Below are 23,918 nucleotides of genomic sequence, written 5' to 3' on the forward strand. Positions count from 1 at the left end.
ATTGGGAAGGTTGCATTGTTGGTGACCTTAACCACTTCTCCACAATTGTCGGTAGCGCCTGGTGTAGGCACATCACCGGCCAGAACTTCACATTCAGCAGTGATATCTGCTAAAATCGTTTGATCGGCTACCGGGGCGGTTACATCTTTAATAATCACATTTTGTGTCTGGCTTGAAGTGTTTCCGTTTTCATCTTCATAGGTCCAGGTGATTACCGTAGTTCCTTGCGTGATGATTGGGAAGGTCGCATCGTTGGTTATCGTTACTGTTCCACCGCAATTATCCGTAGCAGATGGCTCGGTTACATCGCTTGATAATACTTCACATTCAGCAGTGATATCGGCTAGAATTGCCTCATCGGCTACCGGGGCGGTGACATCTTCAATAATCACATTTTGCGTTTGCGTTGAAGTGTTTCCGTTTTCATCTTCGTAAGTCCACGTGATTACTGTAGTTCCTTGCGTGCTGATTGGGAACGTGGCATCGTTGGTAACCCTTACTGTTCCACCGCAATTGTCGGTGGCCGTCGGTGTAGGCACATCGCCGGCCAGAACTTCACATTCTGCAGTGATATCCACCAAAGTTGTTTGATCGCCTACCGGAGCGCTGTTATCCTCAATAATCACATTTTGCGTTTGCGTTGAAGTGTTTCCGTTTTCATCTTCGTAAGCCCACGTGATTACCGTAGTTCCTGGTGAAGTGATTGGGAAGATTGCATCGTTGGTTATCGTTACTGTTCCGCCGCAATTATCAGTAGCTGTCGGTGTAGGCACATCACCGGCCAGCACCTCACATTCTGCAGTGATATCAGCCAAAATTGTCTGATCGGCTACCGGAGCGGTGACATCTTTAATAATCACATTTTGCGTCTGGCTTGAAGTGTTTCCGTTTTCATCTTCGTAAGTCCACGTGATTACCGTAGTTCCTGGTGAAGTGATTGGGAAAGTGGCATCGTTGGTTATCGTTACTGTTCCACCGCAATTATCGGTAGCTGTGGGTGTAGCAATATCACTTTCCAGCACCTCACATTCAGCGGTAAAATCGTCTAATGTTGGGGTGCCTGGCACAGGAGCAAGATTATCTTTTATAGTTACGGTGGCCTCGCAGGTAGCGGTACTTCCATCTTCATCTTCTACAGATAGTATAACAGTATTTTTGCCTATATCATCACAATCAAAACTGGTTATATCTATACTGAGTGTAACCTCTCCTTCAATGTCTGAAGAACCTTTGTCGATATCAGCTGCGGTAATGTTTACCTCTCCATTCGCATTTAAGTTAACCGTAATATCCTGGCAAATAGCAATTGGAGCAGCATTTTGACTTTCAAACGCTCCTATATCTATGGTGCCATTAAATAAGCGGGGGTTACCGGCTATATCCAGATCGATATTTAAATCGCCAGGGTATAAGCTATTATCTCCCTTGTTTATGGCAGGACTGTTAGCTTTTAAGCTATAATCTTGTTGATCTACAGATTTAAATTGAGGCTCATCATTTAATGTTAGCGTAGCACTTAAATTTCCAACGATATCTCCGGTATTGTTGCCATATAGACTATTTTGAAGGATTACAGGAACAATTTGGGTAGCAATTTCATTTCCGCTATCAGCAGTATTGCCCCAAACTATTGTATTCTTTAAATTCAGAGAGGCAAAAGCATTAAATACTCCTCCACCCAGGTTACCTGCATCATTGCCACTAATAGTAACATTTATTAGTTCGGTTGGAGTGCTTAAAAAGTTAAATATTCCTCCACCGTTACTGCTTATAGCTGTATTTTGAACGATAAGAGTATTAATGATTGTAGTTGGACTTCCATCATTATAAACTCCTCCTCCTGCTTGCGCGCTGTTTCCAACAATTTTTGAATTTATTAATACTGCAAAACTTCCAGATATATTGGCAATTCCTCCACCATAATGAGCTGAGCTACTTCCTACTATTGTACGATTTCCCTCTATATTAACATTCGTAAGTACCGGTGAGCTATTAAAATTAAAGACACCCCCTCCCCTATATTCCGTTATATTTCCGGTAATAATAAGATTGGTTAGTGTAGGTGAGCCTTCATAATTGTAAATCCCACCTCCATTTCTCTCGGGAGCATCAGTGTCTACACTTTCATCATCTGCGCTACCGGCGGTAATTGTAAAGCCATCCAAAATAGCGGTGTCATCAGCATCTGAACCGGTCACTACTGTATAGCTATTAGCTCCTGAAATATTAACGGGATCTACTACTATTCCATTACTATCTGAAGCATCATTCCCATCAATATCTCCACTTAATACAGTAATATGTTCTTGCCAGTCACGATCGGTGAGGTTATCTTCAACTCCTTCAAATCCACCGTAAACCCTCACACCGCTAATTAGCTGAAAAGTTTCGTTCCTGTCATTATTAGTTGCACGGTCTCCAGCATCTGGGTAATAGGTAGCCTTTGCCACCCAAATTTCAAGCGGGTTGGACTCACTCCAGGGAGTGCCTATCTGGTGTTCCTGGTACGCCCATTTCAGCGCATCAGCCAACTCCGGAATGGCATTGACCCAGCTGTCACCACTTCCGTTGCCACCGCTTACATTTTTATTTACGTAGAGAGTACCTCCGTTAGGTGTAGGAGGTATGCTGGCACCCTGTAATTCATAGGCTCCTAAATCAATAATAACGGCATCCAGGCGTGAACTTCCCGCCAGATCCTTATCGTTTTGAAGGTCACCTCCGGCATCTGTGTAGACCTGGTTACCGCCCGCATTAATAGCAGAGCTTCCTGCAGCCAGGGTGTAATCACCACTTGAAAAATTAGCAAAAATCATTTCGCTTGTATAAGCCGAACCATCTAAGTTGCCGATACCCGTGCCTGTAAGGTCGTTGTCCTGAACTAAACTGTTAGTATAAATTGGTACACTTCCATAAAAAGTATCGGTATGAATTTGATTTCCAGTTCCTCCAGCAGTGTTGCCCCAAAGTATGGAATTTTGGATGTTTGTATCTCCGGTGTTATAGAACCCGCCGCCATCACCACCAGATGAATTGCTATAGATACTTACATTGGTAAGTGTTATTTCATCGGTATTATTGATTCCGCCCCCATCTCTCCGGGCTGAATTACCATAGATACCAACATTGAGTAATTTAGGGTGACCAACCGTTAGATAAATTCCACCACCATAAAAAGCCTTATTTTCGCTAACTTCTACATTGAACAAAGTGAAGGATGAATTATAACTGTAGATTCCGCCACCAATATTATCTGCTTCATTTTTAACAATTTGTAGATGAGATAATCTTGGCGAACTGCTTTGAGAACTGTTATTAATAAAAACCCCACCTCCTCCATTGTCTGGATAAGAGCTATCAGCATTTCCACCGGTTATCGTAAACCCGTCGAGTATGGCAGTATTATCGGCACCGGTACCATTCACAACATGATAGCTGTTACCTGTAATGGTATTGTCACCATCAATATTACCGCTTAATATGGTTTCATTGCCCTGCCAGTCACGATCGGAAAGCTTATCTTCGTTTCCTTGAAATCCGCCATAAATTTGTACACCTGTAATCAGCTGGAAGGTTGTATTTCGGTCATTATCCATCGAATTTCTTCCTTCGTCTGGATAATAGATGCCTTCGGCCACCCAAATTTGTAAAGGAGTTGTTGCCCAGGCAGGATCATTGGTTTGACTTGCCCAAAATAGGGCATCTTCCAGTTGTGGAATAGCATTCTCCCAGGAATCTCCAGAGCCATTCCCACTACTTACGTTTTTATTTATATAAAGGATATTGTCCTCATCCGGTGTGGGAACTATTATAGGTTCTCCTTGGAATTCATAGACGCCCATATCCACTGTGCCGGAGTTGTAGATCCGGTCGTTGCCGGCCAAATCTATAATAATACCTTCAGCAGGTTCTCCCATCCCAAAATGGCTATTAGAGCCTGCATTGATAGCCGAACTTGTATTCAACAAGGAGTAATTTCCATTTTCTTCGTTTGTAAACACCGGATTAGTGTTAAACAGGTTGTTGCCGCCGTCTGTAATTCCGTCAGGGATATCTCCGGTATTACCGTCTGTTTCATTAAAAAACAAGCTGTGTTCAGCACTTCCCGTTCCAGAACCACCGTCATCATTCATATTTCCGTTTGTTCCGGAGTTATTATAAAAAATGGAGTTGATGGCTATTACATTTCCTGCCCAAATATTAATAGCTCCTCCTTTAGGGCTTTCATTATTAGCTAAGGTAGAATTTATAAATCGCACAGTTCCATTCTCAGCAGAAATAGCTCCGCCACCACTAGTAGAAGTATTGTTATAAAAAAGTGTATTAATAAAGCTTAACTCGCCCCCAAAACTTATAACTGCCCCACCTATTCCATTGGAAGCATTTCCCACTGCATGATTATCCCTGAAGATGCTATTTAAGATAGTGTTGCTTCCATTATTGTCTATTGCAGCACCCGTTCGATCACCAGTACTTCCACCATCTGCATAACCGGACTCAAAAATAAACCCGTCGATGGTAACACCATTCGTTATTCCGGGAATTAAAACGATAATGTGGGCATCTCCTGCATCGGCTGTTCCTGACTCATTCACGTCACCGCTCAAAATGCTTGGATGACCGGATATGTCCCGCTCGGAAGGATCCTCTTCAGTACCTTCAAACCCACCAATGAGGCTCAGGTTTTCTATCAGGCGAAAGGGCGTCGTTTCAGAAGTGGGAAGGTAAGTCCCTTCAGCCACCCAAACCTGAAGATTACCATCTTCAGTACTCCAATTTCCCACTGCCCAATTTAATGCTTCCCGTAACTCGGGAATGGCGTTGCTCCAAGAGTCTCCACTTCGATTACCTGCTCCACCTTTTTTTACATAGAGAATTTTATTTTCATCTGGAGAGATTGGTTCTTCTTTTTCTCCCTGGTATTCGTAAGCGCCCATGTCCACAACATCAAGATTAAATATTCGGTTATTACCGGCCAAATCGGTGGTTAAACCAGATGGAATAGCACTGTTATCCCCTGCATTAATTGCCGGGCTGGTGGCTTCTAAAGTGAGCCCGTCATCGTTCGTGCCAAAAATATTATCCAAGCCGTTAGGGTCTGATCGATTTACAAACTGTGGATCGGCATCAATATTATTATTGTTATCTGTACCGATAGCATTATCCCAGTCTAACCCACTACCCCCAGAGTTGGCAATTAGGCTGAAGGAAATATTCGCGCTCGCCAAATTGGTATTGTAGATAGAGGCGGATGTCGTTGAACTATTCCCATCTGCTTGGTTTTGCCAAATTATCACGTTTGTTAATGTGAGATTGCTTTGGCTACTACTGTATATTGCACCGCCGTCGTGGGTAGCGTTATTTCCGGTAAAAGTTACACCTGTTAGCATGGGATCGCTTTCATTATCATTCATCATCCCACCGCCATAATTGCTTGCATTGTTGTCTGTGAAGATAGCATTTGTAAGAACAGGGGAACTATCGACGAAGTTGTACATACCTCCGCCACTTGTAGCAGTGTTACCGCTAAAGGTTGTATTTGTAAGAACAGGAGAGCTTTCATAAGAATTGTGCATCCCGCCACCACCGCCGGGAAAACTTGTGCTGTTTCCTCTAAAGATGACATCAGTTAGTGTAGGAGAACTATATCGGTTGAACATTCCACCACCACCGCCATCACCGGCGTTATTATGGGAGAAGCTTACGTTTAACAGTACGGGAAAGCTATCATAGTTGTACATGCCTCCACCTGTGTTTAAAGCACTGTTACCAGAAAAAGTAATATTTGTTAATGTGGGATCACCATTCAAGTTATACATTCCTCCTCCCTTGTCCCTATGAGCACCACCTCCATCAACGTCGGCACTACCAGCTGTAATTATAAAGCCATCTAATCTAGCGGTGTTATTAGTACCCGAACCAGTAACCACTGAATAACTATTAGCTCCTGAAATATTAGATGGATCTGTCACTATCCCACTACTATTAGTAGTATCATTCCCATCAATATCACCACTAAGTATGGTGATATTTTCTTCCAGGTTTCGATCGTTAGAATTGCTCTCGTTTCCTTCAAATCCGCCATAAATTTCTACGCCGGTTATAAGCTGAAACGTGGCGTTACGATCGTTATTGGTCTGTCTATCTCCTTCATCAGGGTAATAGACCCCTTCAGCCACCCAAATTTGCAGGGGTGCACCGGAACCGTCCCAATCGTTGGCGGCCCACAACAGAGCATCGGCTAACTCGGGTACTGCATTGGTCCAGTTTGAGCCGTTACCATTCCCACCGCTTACGTTTTTATCTACATAAAGAATGTTGTTGACATCTGGTGTATAGGGTGTTAAACCCGTAGACGGAAAGCTAACGTTAATATTGTCGAAACCATAATTATTGAGCGTAATACTAGTTTCAGGAAGAATTTTAAAACTGCTAATATCGGTTGCATTAGCGGTATTGGTAATATTCACAGTGCCATTAGCTCCTGCCCCATAGGCATTAGCAGCTGAAATAATATTGTTATCCTGGTTTACCAGGCTTATTTTATCGTTGTTATAAGCATAATAACGTATGCTGTTTAACGTAAAGTCGGTAGGGTTCCCATTTTTGGTAAAACTAATAACCCATGGGTTAGTGTCGCCTCCAGCCTGGAAATAGAAAACCTCGTTCCCCCCTCCTAAATCGGTTAAGAGGGTTCTGTCTGTATAGTTGGCATGCCGTACCTGAACGGTATAAGTGTCGGCCCCGGAAGTTACTGATTGATAGATGTATTCTCCAGGGTCATTTTCACCCGAGATAATAGCATCGTTACTATCATATAAGATAGCATCGTCCATATCAAAATTAAGGGTTTGACCATATATACCACCTGTAAGAATTATACTTAAAAAAAAGAACCATGGTCTTTTATTCCTTAAAGTCGTATCACATTCCATTCTGGCTACCGTTTTTAGATTGATTATGCTCTATTAACAAAGCAACCTGAAACCCATAATTGACTTAGCTCTCAGGATGCTGCATTTTATATTATTCTTATTAATTCCTTTGAGGATAAATTCCCTGCATACATATTATAAAATTCAAGGCTGTATAAGGGGGCCTATTTTCATGGGGCTGTCCTTCTCCGGCGTTTTCAATAACAACAGCATCTTCTGCCATAGTGGTACTTTTTGAGGCAGCATACGTACCTCCTTTGGCCCAGTAGTTTTTTGTCACCTCCTGGGTAGTCCCGCCAATACCATCAGCGTCCGATGCGTTGATAATAGTAGTATGAGAGTGCTTAGGCATTTGGTTGACTGTTAATGGAACTGTTTCTATCCCCCCCTGTTCCCCTTCCCTATAAGCAGACAGTCCTGAACCGGTTCCTGCTCCAATCGGCATTCTGCCTCTTAGATCGGGTAATTTAAAGAAGGAACGGCCATCGCCTCCATACATAGTCCCTAACAAAGAGTATAAGGACTGACATTGTGATATTGATATCTCTTGTCCATGACAAAAAGCCCATCCTCTTGGGGCGAAATTGCCGCCAAAAAACCTGATTTCTCCTATATAAGCATCCATAATTTTAGTTTTTAATTGATAATTCGGGTAATTTAATTTGAATTACAGCACCATTATTGACTTCCAGACTATAATAGCCCAATTCATCTATGGTAAGAATAATATCTCCTTTTTCCTGGTAGCGATAGTATACTTCTGTGCTATGACAACGAACCAGAACTCCGTATTTTTCTGTCGGGTAAGGAAAGCCTTCTATTTTCTTTTCTCCCAGATCGAGAAAGGCAACATCGCCGATTGTATAAATTTGAAGCAAAGCAGATTTTAAATCTTTTACTTCAGCGGTATGGTTATGGTTTATAACCCACTCTCCGCTTTCGTCGGTTTTCCGTAGAGTTCCGGAATACCGGAATTTATTCACAATTTTTAGGTTAAACATGGTATATGTATTTGATAAATATTCAGGTGGCATTTAGGAAGTGCAAATTAAATAGGCATATGCCTAAATAAAATACGTACCTGTCTACATATTTTACGTAGGGGTACGTAGAAGAGTTTTGTTAGCATTTAGCAAAAACAGAAGGCTAGTGTGAAAATCTCCTGTTATTTATTGCTTTTTATATATAATGGATGCTTGCAACATTCCCTAAGAATTAATTAGCAATAGGCTTACAAACCTACATACCGCGGGAATTTCGAAAAAATCGCGAGAGCCTGTGCAAGTTTAACTTACTATATATCTCGCAAAATATCCTGGAGAAAGAATACCAGGTGCTTTAAACGAAGATATTTTTAATTTCGTCCCAGAAATGGAAACTTTCGATTAATTCTAAAAAACAAGAATTACCAGTAAATAACCCTCGATACACACTAGATATCCGATTTGAAATAATTCACAATTTGAAGCATACCTCGGAATATTCAAATCTTGATTATTCGATAAAGGGCTACCATATTTTAATTCTATAACTCAAATCCTTATTCCAGGCAACTTAAAGGCTTCCTGTTTCACAAACTTAAAATAAGCTCTTTATTATCTCTTACCCATGAAGAGAGGGAAGCTTCAGAGAAAGAAAGGTCTAATTTATTTATAATATTACTGCGGTGTTTTTCTACCGTTCTTATTGAGATACTAAGTTTTAGGGCAATTTTCTTTGATGAATTATCTTGTGCTATCATTCGTAGAATGGTGCGTTCTGAAGGTGTTAGGTATTTTATCTTTTTTAATTGTGGATTAACCTTCTCTTCCAAAACTTCAGAAAAAGTCTTGCTAAAATACATTTCTCCTCTAATCACGGCCTGTATACAATTTTCGAGTTCTTCAAAAGGCTCATCTTTTAGTAAATATCCGCTAATATGAAGATTTTTGGCCTGTATAATAATACTGTTCTCTTTGTGAGATGTTAAAATAATAAACTTTGTTACTTCTTGATTTTCTTTGACCTTTTGAATCACTTCTATTCCTGACAACAAAGGCATTTCTACATCTAGAATAGCAATATCGGGCTCATTTTCAATAATCATACTAAGGGCATTGGAACCATTTTTGGCCTGACCAATTACTTGATAGGCTTTGGTTTCCAACTCTTCTACAAGCCCTTTTAAAAGTAATGGATGATCATCTGCAACAAGAATAGTAGGACTTTTTTTTACTGGGCACACGGTATAATGGCTTTTATAAGCGTTCCTTTATTTTCTTTACTTTCTATCTGAATGTTTCCTCTTAGAATTTTAACTCTCTCCCTCAATGTTTTTAATCCTAAGCTTTTTGATGTTTTTAAATCGGCAGAATTAAATCCTTTCCCATTATCTTCTATGATGATAAAAATAGTGCTTTCTTTTAATTTTACAGTAATAAATACCGAAGTAGCTTCAGAATGTTTTATGATATTGGTTAATGACTCCTGAACAAACCTATATAAATTTACGTTTTGCTCTCTTTGAAGGCATTCATCTATATTCGCTATTTCTTGTGTTACAAAAAGATTTGTATCGCTATCAAGGTCATATATTAATTGATTAATCGCCGATGTAAGCCCTAACTTATCCAGCATTGGTGGGTAAAGCCCTCGCGAGATAGCCCTTACTTCTTCCAATACCTGATGGGTTAGTTCGGTAAGCTGTGCTTGTTTATTCTGTTGGGTTTTCTTTTTAATAAGGGTAAGTTGTTGCCCTACGCCGTCGTGGAGCTCACGTGCCAGCCTGGTACGTTCATTTTCCTGTTTCAACAATAACTTTTGAGAAAAGACTTTTTGTAATTTCTGTTTTCGCCTTACGAATTCCCTTGAGCGATATAGATAAATAAGCACAAACAAGCTTACCAAACCTATACCTCCAAAAATCAGCCCCTGCTTTTTTACCCTATTTTGAGCTGCTAATAATTCAATGTCATTTTTCTGTTTAGAAATTTGTAAGTCTTTCTTTTCAACTTCAAACTGGTTTTGAACATAGGCAAATCGTTTTCTGGCCGTACTTCTTTGAATAGAATCTTTTAGGTCAGAATAATTTATATAATGCCCGAGCGATTGTTCTGCATCACCCATTTTATGATAAGTCTGCGCTAACAAACGCTCATAATCTAAAATATTTTCAGGCTCTTCAGAATCCTTAACAGCCTCGAGGCCTTTTAATAGTATATTTTTAGCTGTATTATAATGCCCATGCGCATAGGCGTTTTGACCGACCGCCAGAGTGTAATAAGTATTCAAAAAAGCATTGCCTTTTAGGTCTTGCATTAAGGCTTTTAAATAATTTAAATTTTCATCAGACTCTTCTAAGTAATCGTACCGAGCAAAGACATAGGTAGCACAAGCCCTTGTGAGTATCTCTATAACATGTTTAATATTTGAAGACATTTCGTCTTTTAACAAAAGTGCCTGTTTTGCATGATACAATTCTTTTACACGATTGCCTTGCATTGCTCCTTCAATAGAAGCGGTAACGTGTGCCATAACAACAACATCTTTTGTCTCTATTTTGTCTTGCCATAAAAAAATAGATTCTCGAGCTTCCTCAGCTTCTTCGTACAAGCCATTATTTCCTAACAAACGACTTAATCCATTCTGAGACCATAAAAAAGATACCGTATCTTGTTGCTGTAAAAAAAGTGCCGAAGCTTTTTCAAAATAAGTCACACTTTTAATAAGATTGTTTGTTTTAGAGCTATTTTCTCCTGCAATAAGATGTATTCTTGCATAAACAGGGCTATCCATCTCATTATGCTTTTCTAAATAGGCAATCCCCTCATCAATTATCTTTAGCGATTCATCAAATTCTTGTAAGAAAGTAGCCGCTTGTGCATACAAAATATAATATTCCCCTATATCTTTTGTGCTCTTACATTCACTTATATATGGCATAAAAGTCTTACATACTGAAAATGCTTTTTTAGACTTCAACTGAGTTAGAATAAAATAATCGGCAAGTTTATTGGTATATAATAAAGCACTGTCCCAATTTTGTTCCCGGATAGCTATCTCCCTATAATGTGCTACGAGATTCGCCGATAGACTATCTTTAATTACAGTATTATTCTTTAATATTTTATCTAATACCTGTAATTTTTTAGAATTACCCTCAACAAGCTGTAATTTTTTTTCAAGCTGAATATTGTTTATGGTATCCTGGCCAGAGATAATACCCGATACCATTAATACACAATATAAAATAAGCTTCTTTTTAAAAAGGCTTTGAATGTTATGAAATCTACTTCTTAATTTATTTTCATCCTTTTTATTCTTACTGTTAATATGAAAAGATAAACTAGAACCGGTAATTGTCATTAAAAATACTATGGTTGATACAGAAACTGAAAGATAACAACAAATTGTTATAAATAAATTAAAAAACCTGGTAGAATTACTAAACTAAACTAGATACCAGGTTGAATGATTAATATTCTTTATTCAGCAAATAAAAATCGAACAAATAATCCAACAGGATTATAATAAAACATAAAAGCCAGCACATTAAACACACAGTGCTGTGGGTGCGTTTTATTAGTTTTTGATGTCTTCCTGAAGTAATTTAACGAATTGCTCTGGAGAAGACCATTGAGGGTTGTGGTCTGCTTCTAAACGTAAAATATGCCATCCCTTTTCTTTAGCACGTTCAGCATGAAAGATAAAATCATCATTTTTAGGTTCTTTCCCTTTGTCTACCGTAAGAATATAGGTTGTTGGAAGTTTTATCCTCAAGGGATTTTTTAGAAAGATAGTATCTGTATAAGTTTTATACGGATGGGGTACATCTTTTGGTGGTTTTTGTCCGCCTTGAACCCAAGATGGAATTAAGTATCCATTTACATTTCTAAAAAGAACTTCATTGTTTATTTTTAAAATGGATAGCATATTCTCGCCATTCTCAGGAACTACTGCATCAACATATATAAGTTTCTTTATTCTCTCTGGAATAGTATCAGATACTCCGGTAATAATCATTCCGCCATAGCTATGACCAACCAAAATAACATCATGAAGGTCTTCATAAAGAATTGTATTTACAATATCTGTAATATGTGTTTTTAATCCAATTTCAGGTGAAGATAAATGAACTCTCTCACCTTGCCCGGTAAGTGTTGGCCTATAAACTACGTTACCATTTTCAGTAAGTAATGAGTCCACTTGCTTAAAAGCCCATCCACCACCCCAAGTTCCATGAACAAGCACAAAAACTGATTTATTGTTCGTTTGGGAATGTGAAGTTTGAAATGATATTGTTACTATGGCATAAATCAATAAAAATCTACAATATTTCATAATAACATTGTTTTAAAATCACACTTTTTCAAATAATTATGTGAAGGATTTATACTTCTATACAGTAAGATGTTATAGCTTTAATTTTTTCACCTTTGGCATCTTGAAAGAAATAAAAATCTGAAAAGGCATATTTTTTTCCGTTTTCCATTATCATCCATCCATTAACTGCCCCTTCTTTTCCATGGGACAGGATTTGGTCTATCATCAATTCCGATGCTTTCAAGGATTGTAGTTCTTCTAATGCTTTCACAAAATTTGCTCTGCCCTCAATTTTCCTATCCCCAATTATGTTCCATACAATATCATCTGTAACACCCTCTTTTAAGAATATGACGTTCCCTTCGGCAAAGGCAATATTAATTTCTTTTAAAAACTCCATTTTAGGGGAGTTGCCGCAATCTGTCCTGGATATCATTTTGGTCATTATTTAAAGCTTTTAAGTTTACATATTTGCAGTGTAGAGCAAGTTAAATTTATGACCATCAAGATCTGAAAAGACACAGACGATAAATCCATTTTTATCATATAATTCTTTTTTATTCTTGTTTGAGTCGAATAAAATTCTGCCTCCTGCATTCTTTATGTCTGTTACGAATTGGTCATATTCTCCCTTGGTTTCAACAGCTAAAGAAAACAGTACTTCGTTACCGCTACTTAAATTGGCACAACTTCCTTCTAAACTTGCTTCCAACTTTTCTTTTTTGAAGAAATGAATCACAAAATCTTCAGGACCAAAAAAGAAACTGACCAAGTCTTCTGAAGGCTCTCCATTTAACTGAAACCCCAACGACTTATAAAAAGATTTAGTTCGCTCAATATTTTCTACGCCAAGATTTGCCCAAATTTGATTTACTTTCATTTTCATTAAACTTTAATTTGTTCCCAATAGAATGATACTTATTCCAAATTTAATTGCCACGAAAGCCCAAATTTATCTTCTACAAAAGCAAATAGCTTACTAAAACCGTAATTATCTAAGGGCATCTTGACATCACCGCTCTCCGAGAGGGTTTTATAGAGTCGATTAAGCTCTTCTTTCGTTTCGCATTCTACCCAATTTGATACTGCAGGTGTAAAGTCCCATTTATGTTGAATAAAACTGTCGCTACATATAAACTGTTTACCGTTTAACTCAAAAACACCTCTCATAAGCGTTCCCTCTTTACCTGCCCCATCATTTCCGTAACGTTGTACCTCAATCACTTTCGAATTATTGAATATATCCACGTAAAAGTTCATAGCCTGTTCTGCATTGCTTTTTTGGAAAGTCAAAAAGGATGTTATCTGTTGTTTCATCTATTAATCTTTTAAATAAACCAGTGTTGTATTTATTAAATCACACTTTATACCTTCAATCATAAGCAGTTTTAGTTTTCAATATAAGTCTTCAATCGATAGAGAAACATAGCCCAATTGTAATTGCACCAACGATAAAAGCCTGTGCGCTCCCTCCAATAGTAATGTTTAAGGGTTACGGTTGTGACATTATCTTTTTCCGATAGTCCAAAAGAAACTTTCGTGCCTACCCACTCTTCATCAGAAGCGATACATTCCCAAACGATTTTATTGTTCTCTATAAGTTCAATAACCTTAAACTTCGTGATGTAACCTTCATCAAAATCAAACTCATTGACAAAGCCAATTTCAGGTTTCACTTTGAGTTTCTTCGTCCAAACGTTCCCTAAACCTTCTTTAGTGGTTAGTGTTTTATAGACCTTTGCGATTGGTGCCTTTATATAATTAACATGTTCAATGCTTTCCATAACACACACTTAATTTATAGAATGGAATCCAATAGAGTTACCTTCAGTATCTTTAATTATAGAAATAAAACCATGCTCACCAATAGCCATTTTGGGTTGAATAATTTCAGCTCCATTTTCTGCCGCCCGATTTTCTAAAATTTTACAATCCTCACAACCAAAATAAACAAGGCTTCCATTGGTAGAGGGCTTTACTGATTCCATTTTCACCAAAGCGCCAGCAGCCCCATAATTTTCCATATCACTGGGAAAACATTTCATTTGGATGGATGGATTTGTTGGGTCGCTCATATCTTCCATAACTACTTGAAGTACTTTTTCGTAAAATTTTGTAGCCCTACTTATATCACTTACATAAATTTCGAACCATACCACGGGATTAATTCTTTTCATATTTTGAATATTTTAAACAGTTATTACTACAAAAGTTAAAAAAGAAAACAAAAAAGAACTTTCCATATGGCAAGTTCTCTATTTAGGACAACATATTATTGCTTTATAATTTTAAAAAACAGTTTTATACTCGATGAACTTATAGAATTTGATACTCTTACACTCTTCTACTAATACCTTTTTGAAATAGGATATCCCTTCTATTTTTTGTGCTGGAGATTTGGGGACGACTGAATTTAAACCTATCATCGAGAAGATATCCAAAAATTGCATTACCACTTATTTAAAACCAAGAAAATAAGCCTGAATTACCTTTAAAATTTTCATTTTGATTCAACATCTTTATTACTACTCAATACCCTCATATTTTCCAGTTGAAGAATATGCCTGTGGGTATGGTAAATATTGAACCATATCCATTCATACCTTGTGAATTCGCCATACTCGGGAATTGAAAAATCCGTACAGGTTAAAGACAAATCTTTGTTTTTTATCACTTCTTTTATTTGCTCAACCCTATTTTTTAAGGCCTCTATTAAATCTTTTTTGATTATTCTTTCCTGGGTTGGGAGAATAGCCTCCGGAGAATCCATTTTAATCGAAATATCCAAAAATAAGGTTTTAACTGGCCCCAATTTTTGGCCCATAGGCCGATTTGTTCTTTTCGTTTTGCCGTTCAATGTATCAACAGATGCATAAGATTTTAATAGATGTTCTCCTAATTGCCCTGGAGACCAGCCTTTATTGGGAGAAGAATTTATTTGTTCCTCAGATAAAGCAGCAAGAATTTTCAATAATCTCAACGTTATTTTATGAAATTCATTGAATGTATTTTCTTCTATCCCTGTCATTTCTATTTCTAAATAAGATACTTACAAACTTCAAAAAAAGAACTCAATAAAATCTTGTCCTATGGCAACTTCTCTGTTTGAGAAAGCACTTCTTTTCTAATCCTACTCAAAGAAGTATCGGTAACCCCTAAATAAGTAGCAATATATTTTAACGGCACTTCTTTAATGATTTGCGGTTTTTCCTTAACTAAACTTAAATACCTTTGGGAAGCACTTTGCGTATGCATAGTAACCGCTCTTTTTTTTGCCATAAAAAGTTGGTGAGACATCCAATTACGGCCCCATTCTGTGAAACCTTCTATGTTGCTGTAAAGATTCTGGAAATCGTTAAACTTAATTTTATAAACTTCACAGTCTGTTAGCGCCTGGATAGTTTCTTTTGAAGGAATGCGGAGAAACAATGAAGCGACTTCAATTAAAATATCATAAGGGCCAAAAAATCCGGTTGTAATTTCGTTGCCTTTATAATCAACAACATACGATCGGAACAATCCGCTTTTTACTAAATAGTAAGCATTATTGATTTGGTTTTCATTTAGTACAATATCATTTTTTGAAAAATCAACTTTGGTATGGGCATTAATAATGGTATTGTAGTCGTCCTTTTTAATATTGGTATGGTTGTATATTTTTTTAAAAAAGGAGTCTTCCATCATTTTAGAGTTTGTTTAAAAATAAGAAAATTATTCATGATTAGTTTTTGAGAAGAGGTGAAAATGTAGATGAAAGTCATAACCTTGTATCATTTTCAGCAAAAATGGTATAACCGAAATGTCAGGTTCATTTATGAGATCATTTTTAGGTAGTTCGTTAATTAACTCAGCTCCACCATCACAATAAATACTTTTACCTTCCTCGCTTTTACGTTTAGTTATTCAGCTTAAAGTTTAATTTTTTTGTTACAAGCCCGTTAGCTTTGTTTAACAAGCCAGAGACAATTTAAAGAACGTAATTTCAATATTATAGTACTTTTACAAATGAAAGATAAGCAATTCAATAAAAGTGCCTTTCATACAATTTCATTATACAGTTTTTTGTCCTATTCCTTTAAACTTTATCTTTCAGAATCAAATTTTAACTTTTGTATCCCACCTGCAAGGTTAAATATCTTCTTCCTATTAAATATCTTTTTAAGTACAGTAATTGCTTTCAAACTTCTTATACCAGAGGCACAATAAACCAGCAGATTATCTTTGGAAGTTAATTCGCTATACCTGCTTTCTAACTGTGAAAGTGGAATGTGTAGTCCTCCGATGCTAAATGCTATTCGCTCTTCAGCATTCCTTACATCCAGCAAATTGAAACATTCGGGAGACTTAAGGTACTCATCGTAGGTGACTGAGTCTGAAATAGCAGTTGCACATAAAGAATTAACTTCTTTCAATTCCGTTATTTTCGCTTCGGGATCTCTGGAGAAAGGTATTAATTGGGTTTGCATTTGAAGGGCATCAAAAAGCAGAAGTTTTCCTGATAAAACCTCGCCTATCCCTAAAATTATTTTTAGCACTTCGTTCGCCTGCAGGTTTCCGATAATTCCCGGAAGTATTCCTAAAACGCCAACTTGGCTGCAGGAAGGCATTTCTTCTGCAGAACCTACTGCTGGAAACAGGCAACGGTAAGTAGGTCCATTTTTATAATTAAATACCGAAACCTGCCCATCAAATTTATAAATAGAACCGAACACCAATGGTTTATTTGTTAAAACTGCAGCATCATTTGCCAGATATTTAGTGGTGAAATTATCACTTCCTTCCACGACGATATCATACATTAAGAAAAGCTCCTGTGCATTATTTGCCGTTAGCCTCTCATTATAAACCACGATATCTATAGCAGAATTCATCTTCTGAAGCCTATTTTTGGCAGCAATCACTTTTGGTTCACCTACATTTTTTTCAACATAAAGAATCTGCCGCTGTAAATTAGAAATATCTACCACGTCATCATCTATGATCCCTATTTTCCCAACTCCGGCAGCAGCTAAATACTGTAAAACAGGGCAACCCAAACCACCTGCTCCAATTACCAGTACTTTAGCATCTTTTAATTTTGACTGCCCAACTTCTCCTATTTCATCCAACAAGGTATGCCGATTGTACCGCTGTTTTTCTTTTCTTGTCAACATAATTTACCAGCTTTTCTCCCAATCTTTCCAGACAGGCTCTATACCCGATCCGGAAAGCATTTGTGCAATAACCTCTGTACTTCTTTCATCAGAAATTTCGAATTGCTCCAAAGACTGTGATTCTACCACATAACCACCTGGATTTGTTTTAGATTCAGCACTCATTGAAGTAATGCCAAGGTGGACTATATTATTCCTGAAAACTTCATTTTCCCGAGTAGAAATAGATAATTCTACCTCTTCATCCAGTAGCCTATATGCGCAAATTACCTGAAGTAGATCAGAGTCTGTCATTTCCACTTTAGGTTCCAGCCCGCCGCTGAAGGGACGCAATCGCGGAAAGGAAATAGAATATCTCGTTTTCCAGTAGGTTTTTTGTAAATATTTAAGGTGTAAAGCGGTAAAAAAACTGTCTACTCTCCAGTCTTCCAGCCCCAGCAAAGCCCCTATACCTATCTTATGGATGCCTGCTTTTCCCAACCTGTCTGCAGTTTCCAGGCGATAATCAAAATTTGATTTTTTTCCTTTTGGGTGATGAATCTTATAAGTCTCCCGATGGTAAGTCTCCTGGTAAACCAATGTTGCATAAAGTCCGTTTTCAATCAGTGTTTCATATTCATCCTGATCTAAAGGCTGTATTTCAATCGAAATATTGGAGAAATATGGTCTTAACACCTTTACAGCATTGCACATATAATCAACTCCCACAGTTTTGTTCGCTTCTCCCGTTACCAGTAAAATATGATCATAACCTTTAGATTTTAAAAATTCGGCTTCTTTAATTATCTCTGAATCGCTTAAGGTCTTTCTGGGGATTTTGTTCGTCATGCTAAACCCACAATAGGTACAAATATTTTGGCATTCATTGCTTAAATACATAGGGGCGTACATTTGCATGGTATTCCCAAAGCGCTTTTTGGTAATAATTCTGCTTTGTTGCGCCATTTGTTCGAGAAAAGGCTTTGCGGCAGGAGAAATAAGGGCTTTAAAATCCTCAAGATCCCTTTTCCCATTCTGCAGTGCAGTAAGCACATCTGCTTCTGTTTTGGCAGAAATACTTTGCTGCACATCACCCCAGGAATACTTATTCAAAGTATGTTTAAAACTACTCATATAGAAATTGTGTTAATGGGCTGCTTGCCTGGGCTTGTGATCTTTGTGGAGCTAGTTTTGAGGTATAAGCTATCCTACCGGCTTCTACGGCCATTTTAAATGCTTTTGCTATAGCTACCGGATTTTGCGAAACCGCAATGGCAGTATTCACCAAAACAGCATCGGCTCCAATTTCCATCGCGTGCGCAGCGTGAGATGGGCTTCCAATTCCCGCGTCTATAATTACCGGCACATTGCTTTGGTCGATTATAATTTCCAGAAAGTCAAGCGTTTTGAGTCCTTTATTGCTACCAATGGGCGCGCCCAGAGGCATTACACATTGTACCCCAACTTCTTCCAACCGTTTGCACAAAACAGGATCTGCATGAATGTATGGCATCACTACAAACCCCAATTTTACAAGCTCCTCACAAGCTTTTAAAGTTTCTACGGGGTCGGGCAGTAAATATTTAGGGTCGGGATGGATCTCTACTTTCACCCAATTCGTTTCAAGTGCTTCTCTGGCCATTTGCGCGGCAAATACCGCTTCCTTTGCATTGCGCACTCCTGATGTGTTAGGAAGTAGACTGATGCCAGGATTTTTCAAAGATGAGAACATTTCATCGTCATCATTCCCAGGCTCTACTCGTTTCAAAGCCACCGTGACCAGTTCACTTTCTGAAGCTAATATTGCTTGCTGCATCACCTGGGAAGAGCTAAATTTTCCTGTCCCCGTGAATAACCGAGAAGAAAAGGTTCTATCTGCAATGTTTAATTGATCTATTTTACTCATAATTGTTTTTCTGAAAATTGTTGTTTGATTTTCTGAAGTATTTTTTCAGGTTCTGCCTGTGCATTTAGGTGGCCCGAAATAGCTACTCCCTGTACTCCACTTTTTGCTAAAATCGGAATATCCTCCAGAGTTATCCCTCCAATAGCAATCACTGGAATGAATTTTCCGCCGGCACGAAGGTTACTCAACAGTTTTTGGTATCCTTCCGCCCCCAATATAGGGCTAAGCTTCTTTTTGGTAGTTGTAAAACGAAATGGACCAAGGCCAATATAATCTACCTGCTTTTCACACAAGCCTTCACAATCCTTCAATGTATTAGCGGTTCCTCCAATAATTTTATCTGGCCCCAGTAATTTTCTGGCTTCCAAAGGACACTCATCTTCTTTTCCCAAATGAACACCATGGGCATCAACTTTGTGTGCTATTTCCGGAAAATCATTAATTATTAATTTCACCTGGAATTCATCACAAATGTCCTTTCCTGCTTTTGCTGTTTTCAAAACTGTTTCAAAAGTTTCATCTTTAAGCCGTAATTGAACCCAGTTGGCTCCAGCCACACACATCTTATGTATATTTTTCAAATGTTCTTCAGGAGTTTTTCCCTGCGATATATAATGTAAGTTCGAAATCATAGGTTATGGTATGCTAGTAATGTGTTATTTGATGCTAATATTTTTTCAATATATATTTTTGCTTTTCGGGCAGCTCCCGGAAGAGATTCACCCAAAACTAAATGCGCTGCCAATGCTGATGCAAAAACACATCCGCTACCGTGTTTTTCTGAACAATCTGTTCTAAGGGGTTCTAAACCAAGACACCCACCTTTTGTGGTAAATAGTTCGTCGCGCCCGGTATTTGCAATTCTGTGCCCCCCTTTAAGATATAAATTGCTTTTGCTAGTTATTCTCCCGATAGTTTCTTCTATATCTAATTCAGGGTAGAACATTTTTAATTCATAGAAATTGGGAGTAACAACAAATATTTTCTCCAGAATTGAGTCAATATCTTCCTGGAATTCTCGTGAATTTTGAAAAGAAAATCCGCTACTGGATTTTAAAACCGGATCCCAAATAATCCTAATGTCTTTATTTTTTAACAGTAATTTATTGATGACCAGGTCTAGGGTCTGAAGGTTTTGAATGATTCCTATCTTTACAACTTCCACCGGGAATCTTTCCAATAAGAGTTCGAGTTGCTGAAGAATAATAGCTTCAGAAGTCCAGTAACAAGCTTCAAATTTGACATCATTCTGGATAGTATTTGCTGTGTTTACCCCAAGTCCATAACACCCCAGACTTTCAAAGGTCTTGACATCTGCCAGTAATCCGGCTCCCCCTGAGGGGTCGAATCCAGCTATACTCAATACAAAGGGCTTGCTATTTATAAACATTTCTGTATTTATTATAGATTTCATTAAAAGCCTGTTGCTTGTTTTCAGCCAGCCATATGGCTCCCATTACTGCTACTCCCTCGTATCCGAGATACTTTACTCTAGGTATTTTATCGGCTTCAATTCCCCCTAACGCGACCACTTTGTGAGGAAATTTTTCTACATTAAATTCTTTTCCTTGATATCCTTCTTTTGAAACAGAAGTAAAAACAGGACTCAGAATAACGTAGTCAAATAACAGAGCTCCGGTTTTCATATTTTCAAAATCGTGAAATGAGGAACTAATAGTAAAGCCATTTAATTTGTAATGCTCTATATATAGCTCCAGGTTCTCTTGTTTTCTCCTGATATTTTCTTTTAAATGAATCCCCTTCACAGGGAAAGCTTCAGCTAAACCGTGATGCTGATGAAGTACCATTTTCCGAAGATATTTTTCTTCAAATTGAGATAACCAAGATCTCAATTCTAATTCTGTTATTTTAGGTTTGCGAACGTGCAAAACTGACAGCTCATTCTCCAAAAAATAAATGAGCTGCTCCTTTTCTGTACTTTTGTTTTCTTCCGGCGTAAAAAGAATTAACATTAGAATCGCTTTTAGAGATAAACCTGACTTCCTTTTGCTTTAAATTCTTCCGATTTTTTCTTCATCCCTTCCTCGATCGCTTCTTCCGTATCCATTCCGTTTTCATTAGCGAATTTTCGAACGTCCTGAGTTATTTTCATTGAACAGAAATTCGGGCCACACATAGAACAGAAGTGAGCTACTTTGGCATTTTCAGAAGGTAGGGTCTCATCATGATAAGACCTTGCGGTATCTGGATCAAGAGCAAGGTTAAACTGATCTTCCCAACGGAACTCGAATCGCGCTTTACTCAAAGCATCATCCCTGTGCTGTGCTCCGGGATGTCCTTTTGCCAGATCGGCAGCATGGGCTGCTATTTTGTAGGTTATTACTCCTTCCTTTACATCATCCCTGTTGGGCAATCCCAGATGTTCTTTTGGAGTCACGTAACAGAGCATAGCACAGCCGAACCAACCGATCATTGCGGCACCAATTCCACTGGTAATGTGGTCGTAACCGGGAGCAATATCTGTGGTTAATGGTCCTAAAGTATAAAAAGGTGCTTCCCCACAAACTTCCAATTGTTTATCCATATTCTCCTTTATCATGTGCATGGGTATATGTCCGGGGCCCTCTATAATGCATTGCACATCATGCTTCCAGGCAATTTTTGTAAGTTCACCCAAAGTTTCAAGTTCGGCGAATTGTGCATAATCGTTAGCATCAGCAATACTTCCAGGGCGCAGGCCATCTCCAAGAGAGAAAGAAACATCGTAAGCTTTCATAATCTCACAGATATCCTCAAAATGGGTGTACAGGAAGCTCTCTTTATGATGTGCCAAGCACCATTTTGCCATAATAGATCCTCCACGAGAAACAAGACCTGTTACTCTTTTAGCAGTATGTGGGATGTAAGCTAACCGCACTCCGGCATGAATAGTAAAATAATCCACTCCCTGCTCAGCCTGCTCGATAAGTGTATCCCTGAAGATTTCCCAAGTAAGATCTTCGGCTTTGCCGTTTACTTTTTCCAGGGCCTGGTAAATTGGTACTGTCCCTATGGGCACCGGAGAATTCCTAAGTATCCACTCCCGAGTTTCATGAATATTTTTTCCGGTGGAAAGATCCATAATAGTGTCTGCTCCCCAACGGCAGGCCCAGACCGCTTTTTCAACTTCTTCTTCAATGGAAGAGGACACTGCTGAATTTCCAATGTTGGCATTGATTTTTACCAGAAAGTTTCTGCCAATGATCATAGGTTCATTTTCTGGATGATTAATATTGGAAGGAATAATTGCTCTTCCGCGGGCAACCTCATCTCGTACAAATTCAGGAGTAATTACTTTAGGAATACTGGCACCAAAACTATTACCCGGATGTTGTTTTGAAATATGATTTATCTCCTCCATCTTTTGGTTTTCACGAATGGCTATAAATTCCATTTCTGGAGTGATAATGCCTTTCCTGGCATAGTGCATCTGGGTTACATTTTTTCCGGGTTTTGCTTTAAGCGGCTTTCGATTCCTTTTAAAACGAAATTCCTCCAACTTTTCATTATTCCCTCTTTCACGCCCATAGGCCGAAGAAGGTCCCTGGAGTTGCTCTACATCTTCCCGGCCGGCAATCCAACTGTTGCGAATAGGCCGCAGTCCTTTTCGTACATCTATCTCTATAGAGGGATCGGTGTATGGACCACTGGTGTCATAGATTAAAACAGGATCGTTTTTTTCTGTTGTTCCATTAAATTTATCTACGGTATCACTAAGGGAGATCATTCGCATTGGAACTTTAACATTAGAGTGAATTTTTCCGTTTACATAAATCTTTTCGGAATTGGGAAAAGGTTCCCGGCTAATGGTTTGCTGCTTTGGAGTTTGCTCCTTTTTCATAATTACTTCTGTTTAGTGGTTATATATTTTAACTTTCGGAAAACTCTTCCGAGGTATATTTATCCTCCCTGAGTGGCCCTAATAATAAGTATGTTTTCACCTTCGGCTAATTCGTGCTGCTTCCAATTGCTCTTAGAAATAATCTGGTTATTAACGGCTACAGCAATCCCTTTTTCAGAAATAGCAAGCTTTATCAGAAGGTCCTGAAGGCTGTATGGTGATTTAAAGGTGTGGGCGGTGTTGTTTACGTTTACAGTTATCATTTGTTTAATATTTTATAGCTGTAAACTGTAGGGAGGTTCCCCAAAAAAAAGTAAATACAAACCAGGATTCCTCCAGAATGGAATCATGATAGAAAATATGTAGATAACACTTTTCCCTTCGCGGGTATTAACCGGATCAGGTTCAAAGGGTTTTATCTCAGCCAATTGCTAACAATTAGCACCCCTAAAGTTTACGTTTTCAAATGTAAAGGATTTTTTTGGGGAAATAAAAGCTTTTACTCGCTTTAGTTTATTTTGCAGTTTCAAAACCAAATATTAGTGCAAACTCATCAAATCTTTTATTAAGTAAGGGTATTTAAATCCCTTTTTAAGTTTTCGATTAATTATAATCAACAAAGTCTGTTTTAAATATTACTAAGGATAAGTCCCCTATTCCCTAAAAAATTGGGGCTATGGAATGATGAGGTGTAAAATGGGTACAAATGTTATTTTTAACATTTATAAAAATATTATCAGGTATTTAATGCTGATTAATTTTGAACATTATTCATATATTAAAATCTGAAATATATAAAATTA

The 23,918-nt window shown here is 38.1% G+C and carries 21 protein-coding genes and 1 riboswitch; all 21 genes read right to left on the reverse strand.

What is annotated here, in order from left to right:
* Positions 1 to 6,935 (reverse strand): beta strand repeat-containing protein (locus tag I6U50_RS08945; protein WP_317192021.1); only part of this gene is annotated, 6,935 nt, incomplete at its 3' end.
* Between the two features lie 100 nt (positions 6,936 to 7,035).
* Positions 7,036 to 7,560, reverse strand: a complete 525-nt coding sequence (locus tag I6U50_RS08950; protein WP_193711744.1) for a phage tail protein — start codon at positions 7,558 to 7,560, stop codon at positions 7,036 to 7,038.
* Positions 7,561 to 7,564: 4 nt separating this feature from the next.
* Positions 7,565 to 7,936, reverse strand: coding sequence for a hypothetical protein (locus tag I6U50_RS08955; RefSeq protein WP_193711745.1), 372 nt, complete (start codon positions 7,934 to 7,936; stop codon positions 7,565 to 7,567).
* A 569-nt stretch (positions 7,937 to 8,505) separates the two neighbouring features.
* Positions 8,506 to 9,159, reverse strand: coding sequence for a response regulator (locus tag I6U50_RS16085; RefSeq protein ID WP_193711746.1), 654 nt, complete (start codon positions 9,157 to 9,159; stop codon positions 8,506 to 8,508).
* Entirely contained in the window at positions 9,147 to 11,279 is a 2,133-nt protein-coding gene (locus tag I6U50_RS08965; RefSeq protein WP_198638604.1) for a sensor histidine kinase, read from the reverse strand. Before I6U50_RS08965 ends, I6U50_RS16085 begins: the two co-directional genes overlap by 13 nt.
* Positions 11,280 to 11,495: 216 nt before the next feature.
* Positions 11,496 to 12,254: an alpha/beta fold hydrolase gene (locus tag I6U50_RS08970; RefSeq protein ID WP_198638605.1), complete on the reverse strand. Its 759-nt coding sequence runs from the start codon at positions 12,252 to 12,254 to the stop codon at positions 11,496 to 11,498.
* A gap of 49 nt (positions 12,255 to 12,303) precedes the next feature.
* Positions 12,304 to 12,681 carry a nuclear transport factor 2-like protein gene (locus I6U50_RS08975; RefSeq protein ID WP_198638606.1) on the reverse strand — a complete coding sequence of 126 codons (378 nt, stop codon included), beginning with the start codon at positions 12,679 to 12,681 and terminating at the stop codon, positions 12,304 to 12,306.
* Between the two features lie 18 nt (positions 12,682 to 12,699).
* Positions 12,700 to 13,122 carry a VOC family protein gene (locus I6U50_RS08980; RefSeq protein WP_232805904.1) on the reverse strand — a complete coding sequence of 141 codons (423 nt, stop codon included), beginning with the start codon at positions 13,120 to 13,122 and terminating at the stop codon, positions 12,700 to 12,702.
* A gap of 32 nt (positions 13,123 to 13,154) precedes the next feature.
* Positions 13,155 to 13,553 (reverse strand): VOC family protein, encoded by a 399-nt coding sequence (locus I6U50_RS08985; RefSeq protein ID WP_193711751.1) that lies wholly within the window; start codon positions 13,551 to 13,553, stop codon positions 13,155 to 13,157.
* Between the two features lie 71 nt (positions 13,554 to 13,624).
* On the reverse strand, positions 13,625 to 14,020 hold the full coding sequence (locus tag I6U50_RS08990) for an SRPBCC family protein (RefSeq protein WP_198638607.1): 396 nt from the start codon (positions 14,018 to 14,020) through the stop codon (positions 13,625 to 13,627).
* 9 nt (positions 14,021 to 14,029) lie between these two features.
* Positions 14,030 to 14,413, reverse strand: coding sequence for a VOC family protein (locus tag I6U50_RS08995; protein ID WP_198638608.1), 384 nt, complete (start codon positions 14,411 to 14,413; stop codon positions 14,030 to 14,032).
* 323 nt (positions 14,414 to 14,736) lie between these two features.
* Positions 14,737 to 15,264, reverse strand: a complete 528-nt coding sequence (locus tag I6U50_RS09000) for a DinB family protein (protein ID WP_198638609.1) — start codon at positions 15,262 to 15,264, stop codon at positions 14,737 to 14,739.
* A gap of 59 nt (positions 15,265 to 15,323) precedes the next feature.
* Positions 15,324 to 15,920, reverse strand: coding sequence for a Crp/Fnr family transcriptional regulator (locus I6U50_RS09005; protein WP_232805905.1), 597 nt, complete (start codon positions 15,918 to 15,920; stop codon positions 15,324 to 15,326).
* A 398-nt stretch (positions 15,921 to 16,318) separates the two neighbouring features.
* Positions 16,319 to 17,389: a HesA/MoeB/ThiF family protein gene (moeB, locus tag I6U50_RS09010; RefSeq protein ID WP_198638610.1), complete on the reverse strand. Its 1,071-nt coding sequence runs from the start codon at positions 17,387 to 17,389 to the stop codon at positions 16,319 to 16,321.
* Between the two features lie 3 nt (positions 17,390 to 17,392).
* On the reverse strand, positions 17,393 to 18,502 hold the full coding sequence (gene thiH / locus I6U50_RS09015; RefSeq protein WP_198638611.1) for a 2-iminoacetate synthase ThiH: 1,110 nt from the start codon (positions 18,500 to 18,502) through the stop codon (positions 17,393 to 17,395).
* Positions 18,495 to 19,274, reverse strand: a complete 780-nt coding sequence (locus I6U50_RS09020; RefSeq protein ID WP_198638612.1) for a thiazole synthase — start codon at positions 19,272 to 19,274, stop codon at positions 18,495 to 18,497. Before I6U50_RS09020 ends, thiH begins: the two co-directional genes overlap by 8 nt.
* The gene (gene thiE / locus I6U50_RS09025; RefSeq protein WP_198628165.1) at positions 19,271 to 19,906 is read right to left on the reverse strand and encodes a thiamine phosphate synthase; all 636 of its coding nucleotides are present in this window, start codon (positions 19,904 to 19,906) and stop codon (positions 19,271 to 19,273) included. Before thiE ends, I6U50_RS09020 begins: the two co-directional genes overlap by 4 nt.
* Positions 19,903 to 20,688, reverse strand: a complete 786-nt coding sequence (locus I6U50_RS09030) for a hydroxymethylpyrimidine/phosphomethylpyrimidine kinase (protein ID WP_232805906.1) — start codon at positions 20,686 to 20,688, stop codon at positions 19,903 to 19,905. The genes thiE and I6U50_RS09030 overlap by 4 nt, the downstream gene beginning before the upstream one ends.
* A complete protein-coding gene (locus I6U50_RS09035; protein ID WP_198638613.1) occupies positions 20,651 to 21,247 on the reverse strand; it encodes a thiamine phosphate synthase in 597 nt (198 codons plus the stop codon). Before I6U50_RS09035 ends, I6U50_RS09030 begins: the two co-directional genes overlap by 38 nt.
* A gap of 11 nt (positions 21,248 to 21,258) precedes the next feature.
* Positions 21,259 to 23,115, reverse strand: a complete 1,857-nt coding sequence (thiC, locus tag I6U50_RS09040) for a phosphomethylpyrimidine synthase ThiC (RefSeq protein WP_198638614.1) — start codon at positions 23,113 to 23,115, stop codon at positions 21,259 to 21,261.
* A gap of 59 nt (positions 23,116 to 23,174) precedes the next feature.
* Complete coding sequence (gene thiS, locus I6U50_RS09045; RefSeq protein ID WP_198628162.1) at positions 23,175 to 23,378, reverse strand: sulfur carrier protein ThiS; 204 nt, start codon at positions 23,376 to 23,378, stop codon at positions 23,175 to 23,177.
* Between the two features lie 96 nt (positions 23,379 to 23,474).
* Positions 23,475 to 23,574, reverse strand: a riboswitch (TPP riboswitch).
* Positions 23,575 to 23,918: the final 344 nt, after the last annotated feature.

This window comes from Salegentibacter maritimus, from assembly GCF_016236975.1.
Classification (GTDB): Bacteria; Bacteroidota; Bacteroidia; order Flavobacteriales; family Flavobacteriaceae; genus Salegentibacter; species Salegentibacter maritimus.

What these genes read in the sequence shown, in the direction of transcription:
- I6U50_RS09030 (WP_232805906.1), bottom strand. Translation starts at nt 20,688, where the DNA reads ATGAAATCTATAATAAATACAGAAATGTTTATAAATAGCAAGCCCTTT.
- I6U50_RS09035 (WP_198638613.1), bottom strand. Translation starts at nt 21,247, where the DNA reads ATGTTAATTCTTTTTACGCCGGAAGAAAACAAAAGTACAGAAAAGGAG.
- I6U50_RS08980 (WP_232805904.1), bottom strand. Translation starts at nt 13,122, where the DNA reads ATGAAAATGAAAGTAAATCAAATTTGGGCAAATCTTGGCGTAGAAAAT.
- thiH (WP_198638611.1), bottom strand. Translation starts at nt 18,502, where the DNA reads ATGAGTAGTTTTAAACATACTTTGAATAAGTATTCCTGGGGTGATGTG.
- thiE (WP_198628165.1), bottom strand. Translation starts at nt 19,906, where the DNA reads ATGATTTCGAACTTACATTATATATCGCAGGGAAAAACTCCTGAAGAA.
- I6U50_RS08990 (WP_198638607.1), bottom strand. Translation starts at nt 14,020, where the DNA reads ATGGAAAGCATTGAACATGTTAATTATATAAAGGCACCAATCGCAAAG.
- I6U50_RS08995 (WP_198638608.1), bottom strand. Translation starts at nt 14,413, where the DNA reads ATGAAAAGAATTAATCCCGTGGTATGGTTCGAAATTTATGTAAGTGAT.
- I6U50_RS09020 (WP_198638612.1), bottom strand. Translation starts at nt 19,274, where the DNA reads ATGAGTAAAATAGATCAATTAAACATTGCAGATAGAACCTTTTCTTCT.
- I6U50_RS08970 (WP_198638605.1), bottom strand. Translation starts at nt 12,254, where the DNA reads ATGAAATATTGTAGATTTTTATTGATTTATGCCATAGTAACAATATCA.
- I6U50_RS08955 (WP_193711745.1), bottom strand. Translation starts at nt 7,936, where the DNA reads ATGTTTAACCTAAAAATTGTGAATAAATTCCGGTATTCCGGAACTCTA.
- I6U50_RS09000 (WP_198638609.1), bottom strand. Translation starts at nt 15,264, where the DNA reads ATGACAGGGATAGAAGAAAATACATTCAATGAATTTCATAAAATAACG.
- I6U50_RS08985 (WP_193711751.1), bottom strand. Translation starts at nt 13,553, where the DNA reads ATGAAACAACAGATAACATCCTTTTTGACTTTCCAAAAAAGCAATGCA.
- thiS (WP_198628162.1), bottom strand. Translation starts at nt 23,378, where the DNA reads ATGATAACTGTAAACGTAAACAACACCGCCCACACCTTTAAATCACCA.
- I6U50_RS09005 (WP_232805905.1), bottom strand. Translation starts at nt 15,920, where the DNA reads ATGATGGAAGACTCCTTTTTTAAAAAAATATACAACCATACCAATATT.
- I6U50_RS08965 (WP_198638604.1), bottom strand. Translation starts at nt 11,279, where the DNA reads ATGACAATTACCGGTTCTAGTTTATCTTTTCATATTAACAGTAAGAAT.
- I6U50_RS08975 (WP_198638606.1), bottom strand. Translation starts at nt 12,681, where the DNA reads ATGACCAAAATGATATCCAGGACAGATTGCGGCAACTCCCCTAAAATG.
- I6U50_RS08950 (WP_193711744.1), bottom strand. Translation starts at nt 7,560, where the DNA reads ATGGATGCTTATATAGGAGAAATCAGGTTTTTTGGCGGCAATTTCGCC.
- moeB (WP_198638610.1), bottom strand. Translation starts at nt 17,389, where the DNA reads ATGTTGACAAGAAAAGAAAAACAGCGGTACAATCGGCATACCTTGTTG.
- thiC (WP_198638614.1), bottom strand. Translation starts at nt 23,115, where the DNA reads ATGAAAAAGGAGCAAACTCCAAAGCAGCAAACCATTAGCCGGGAACCT.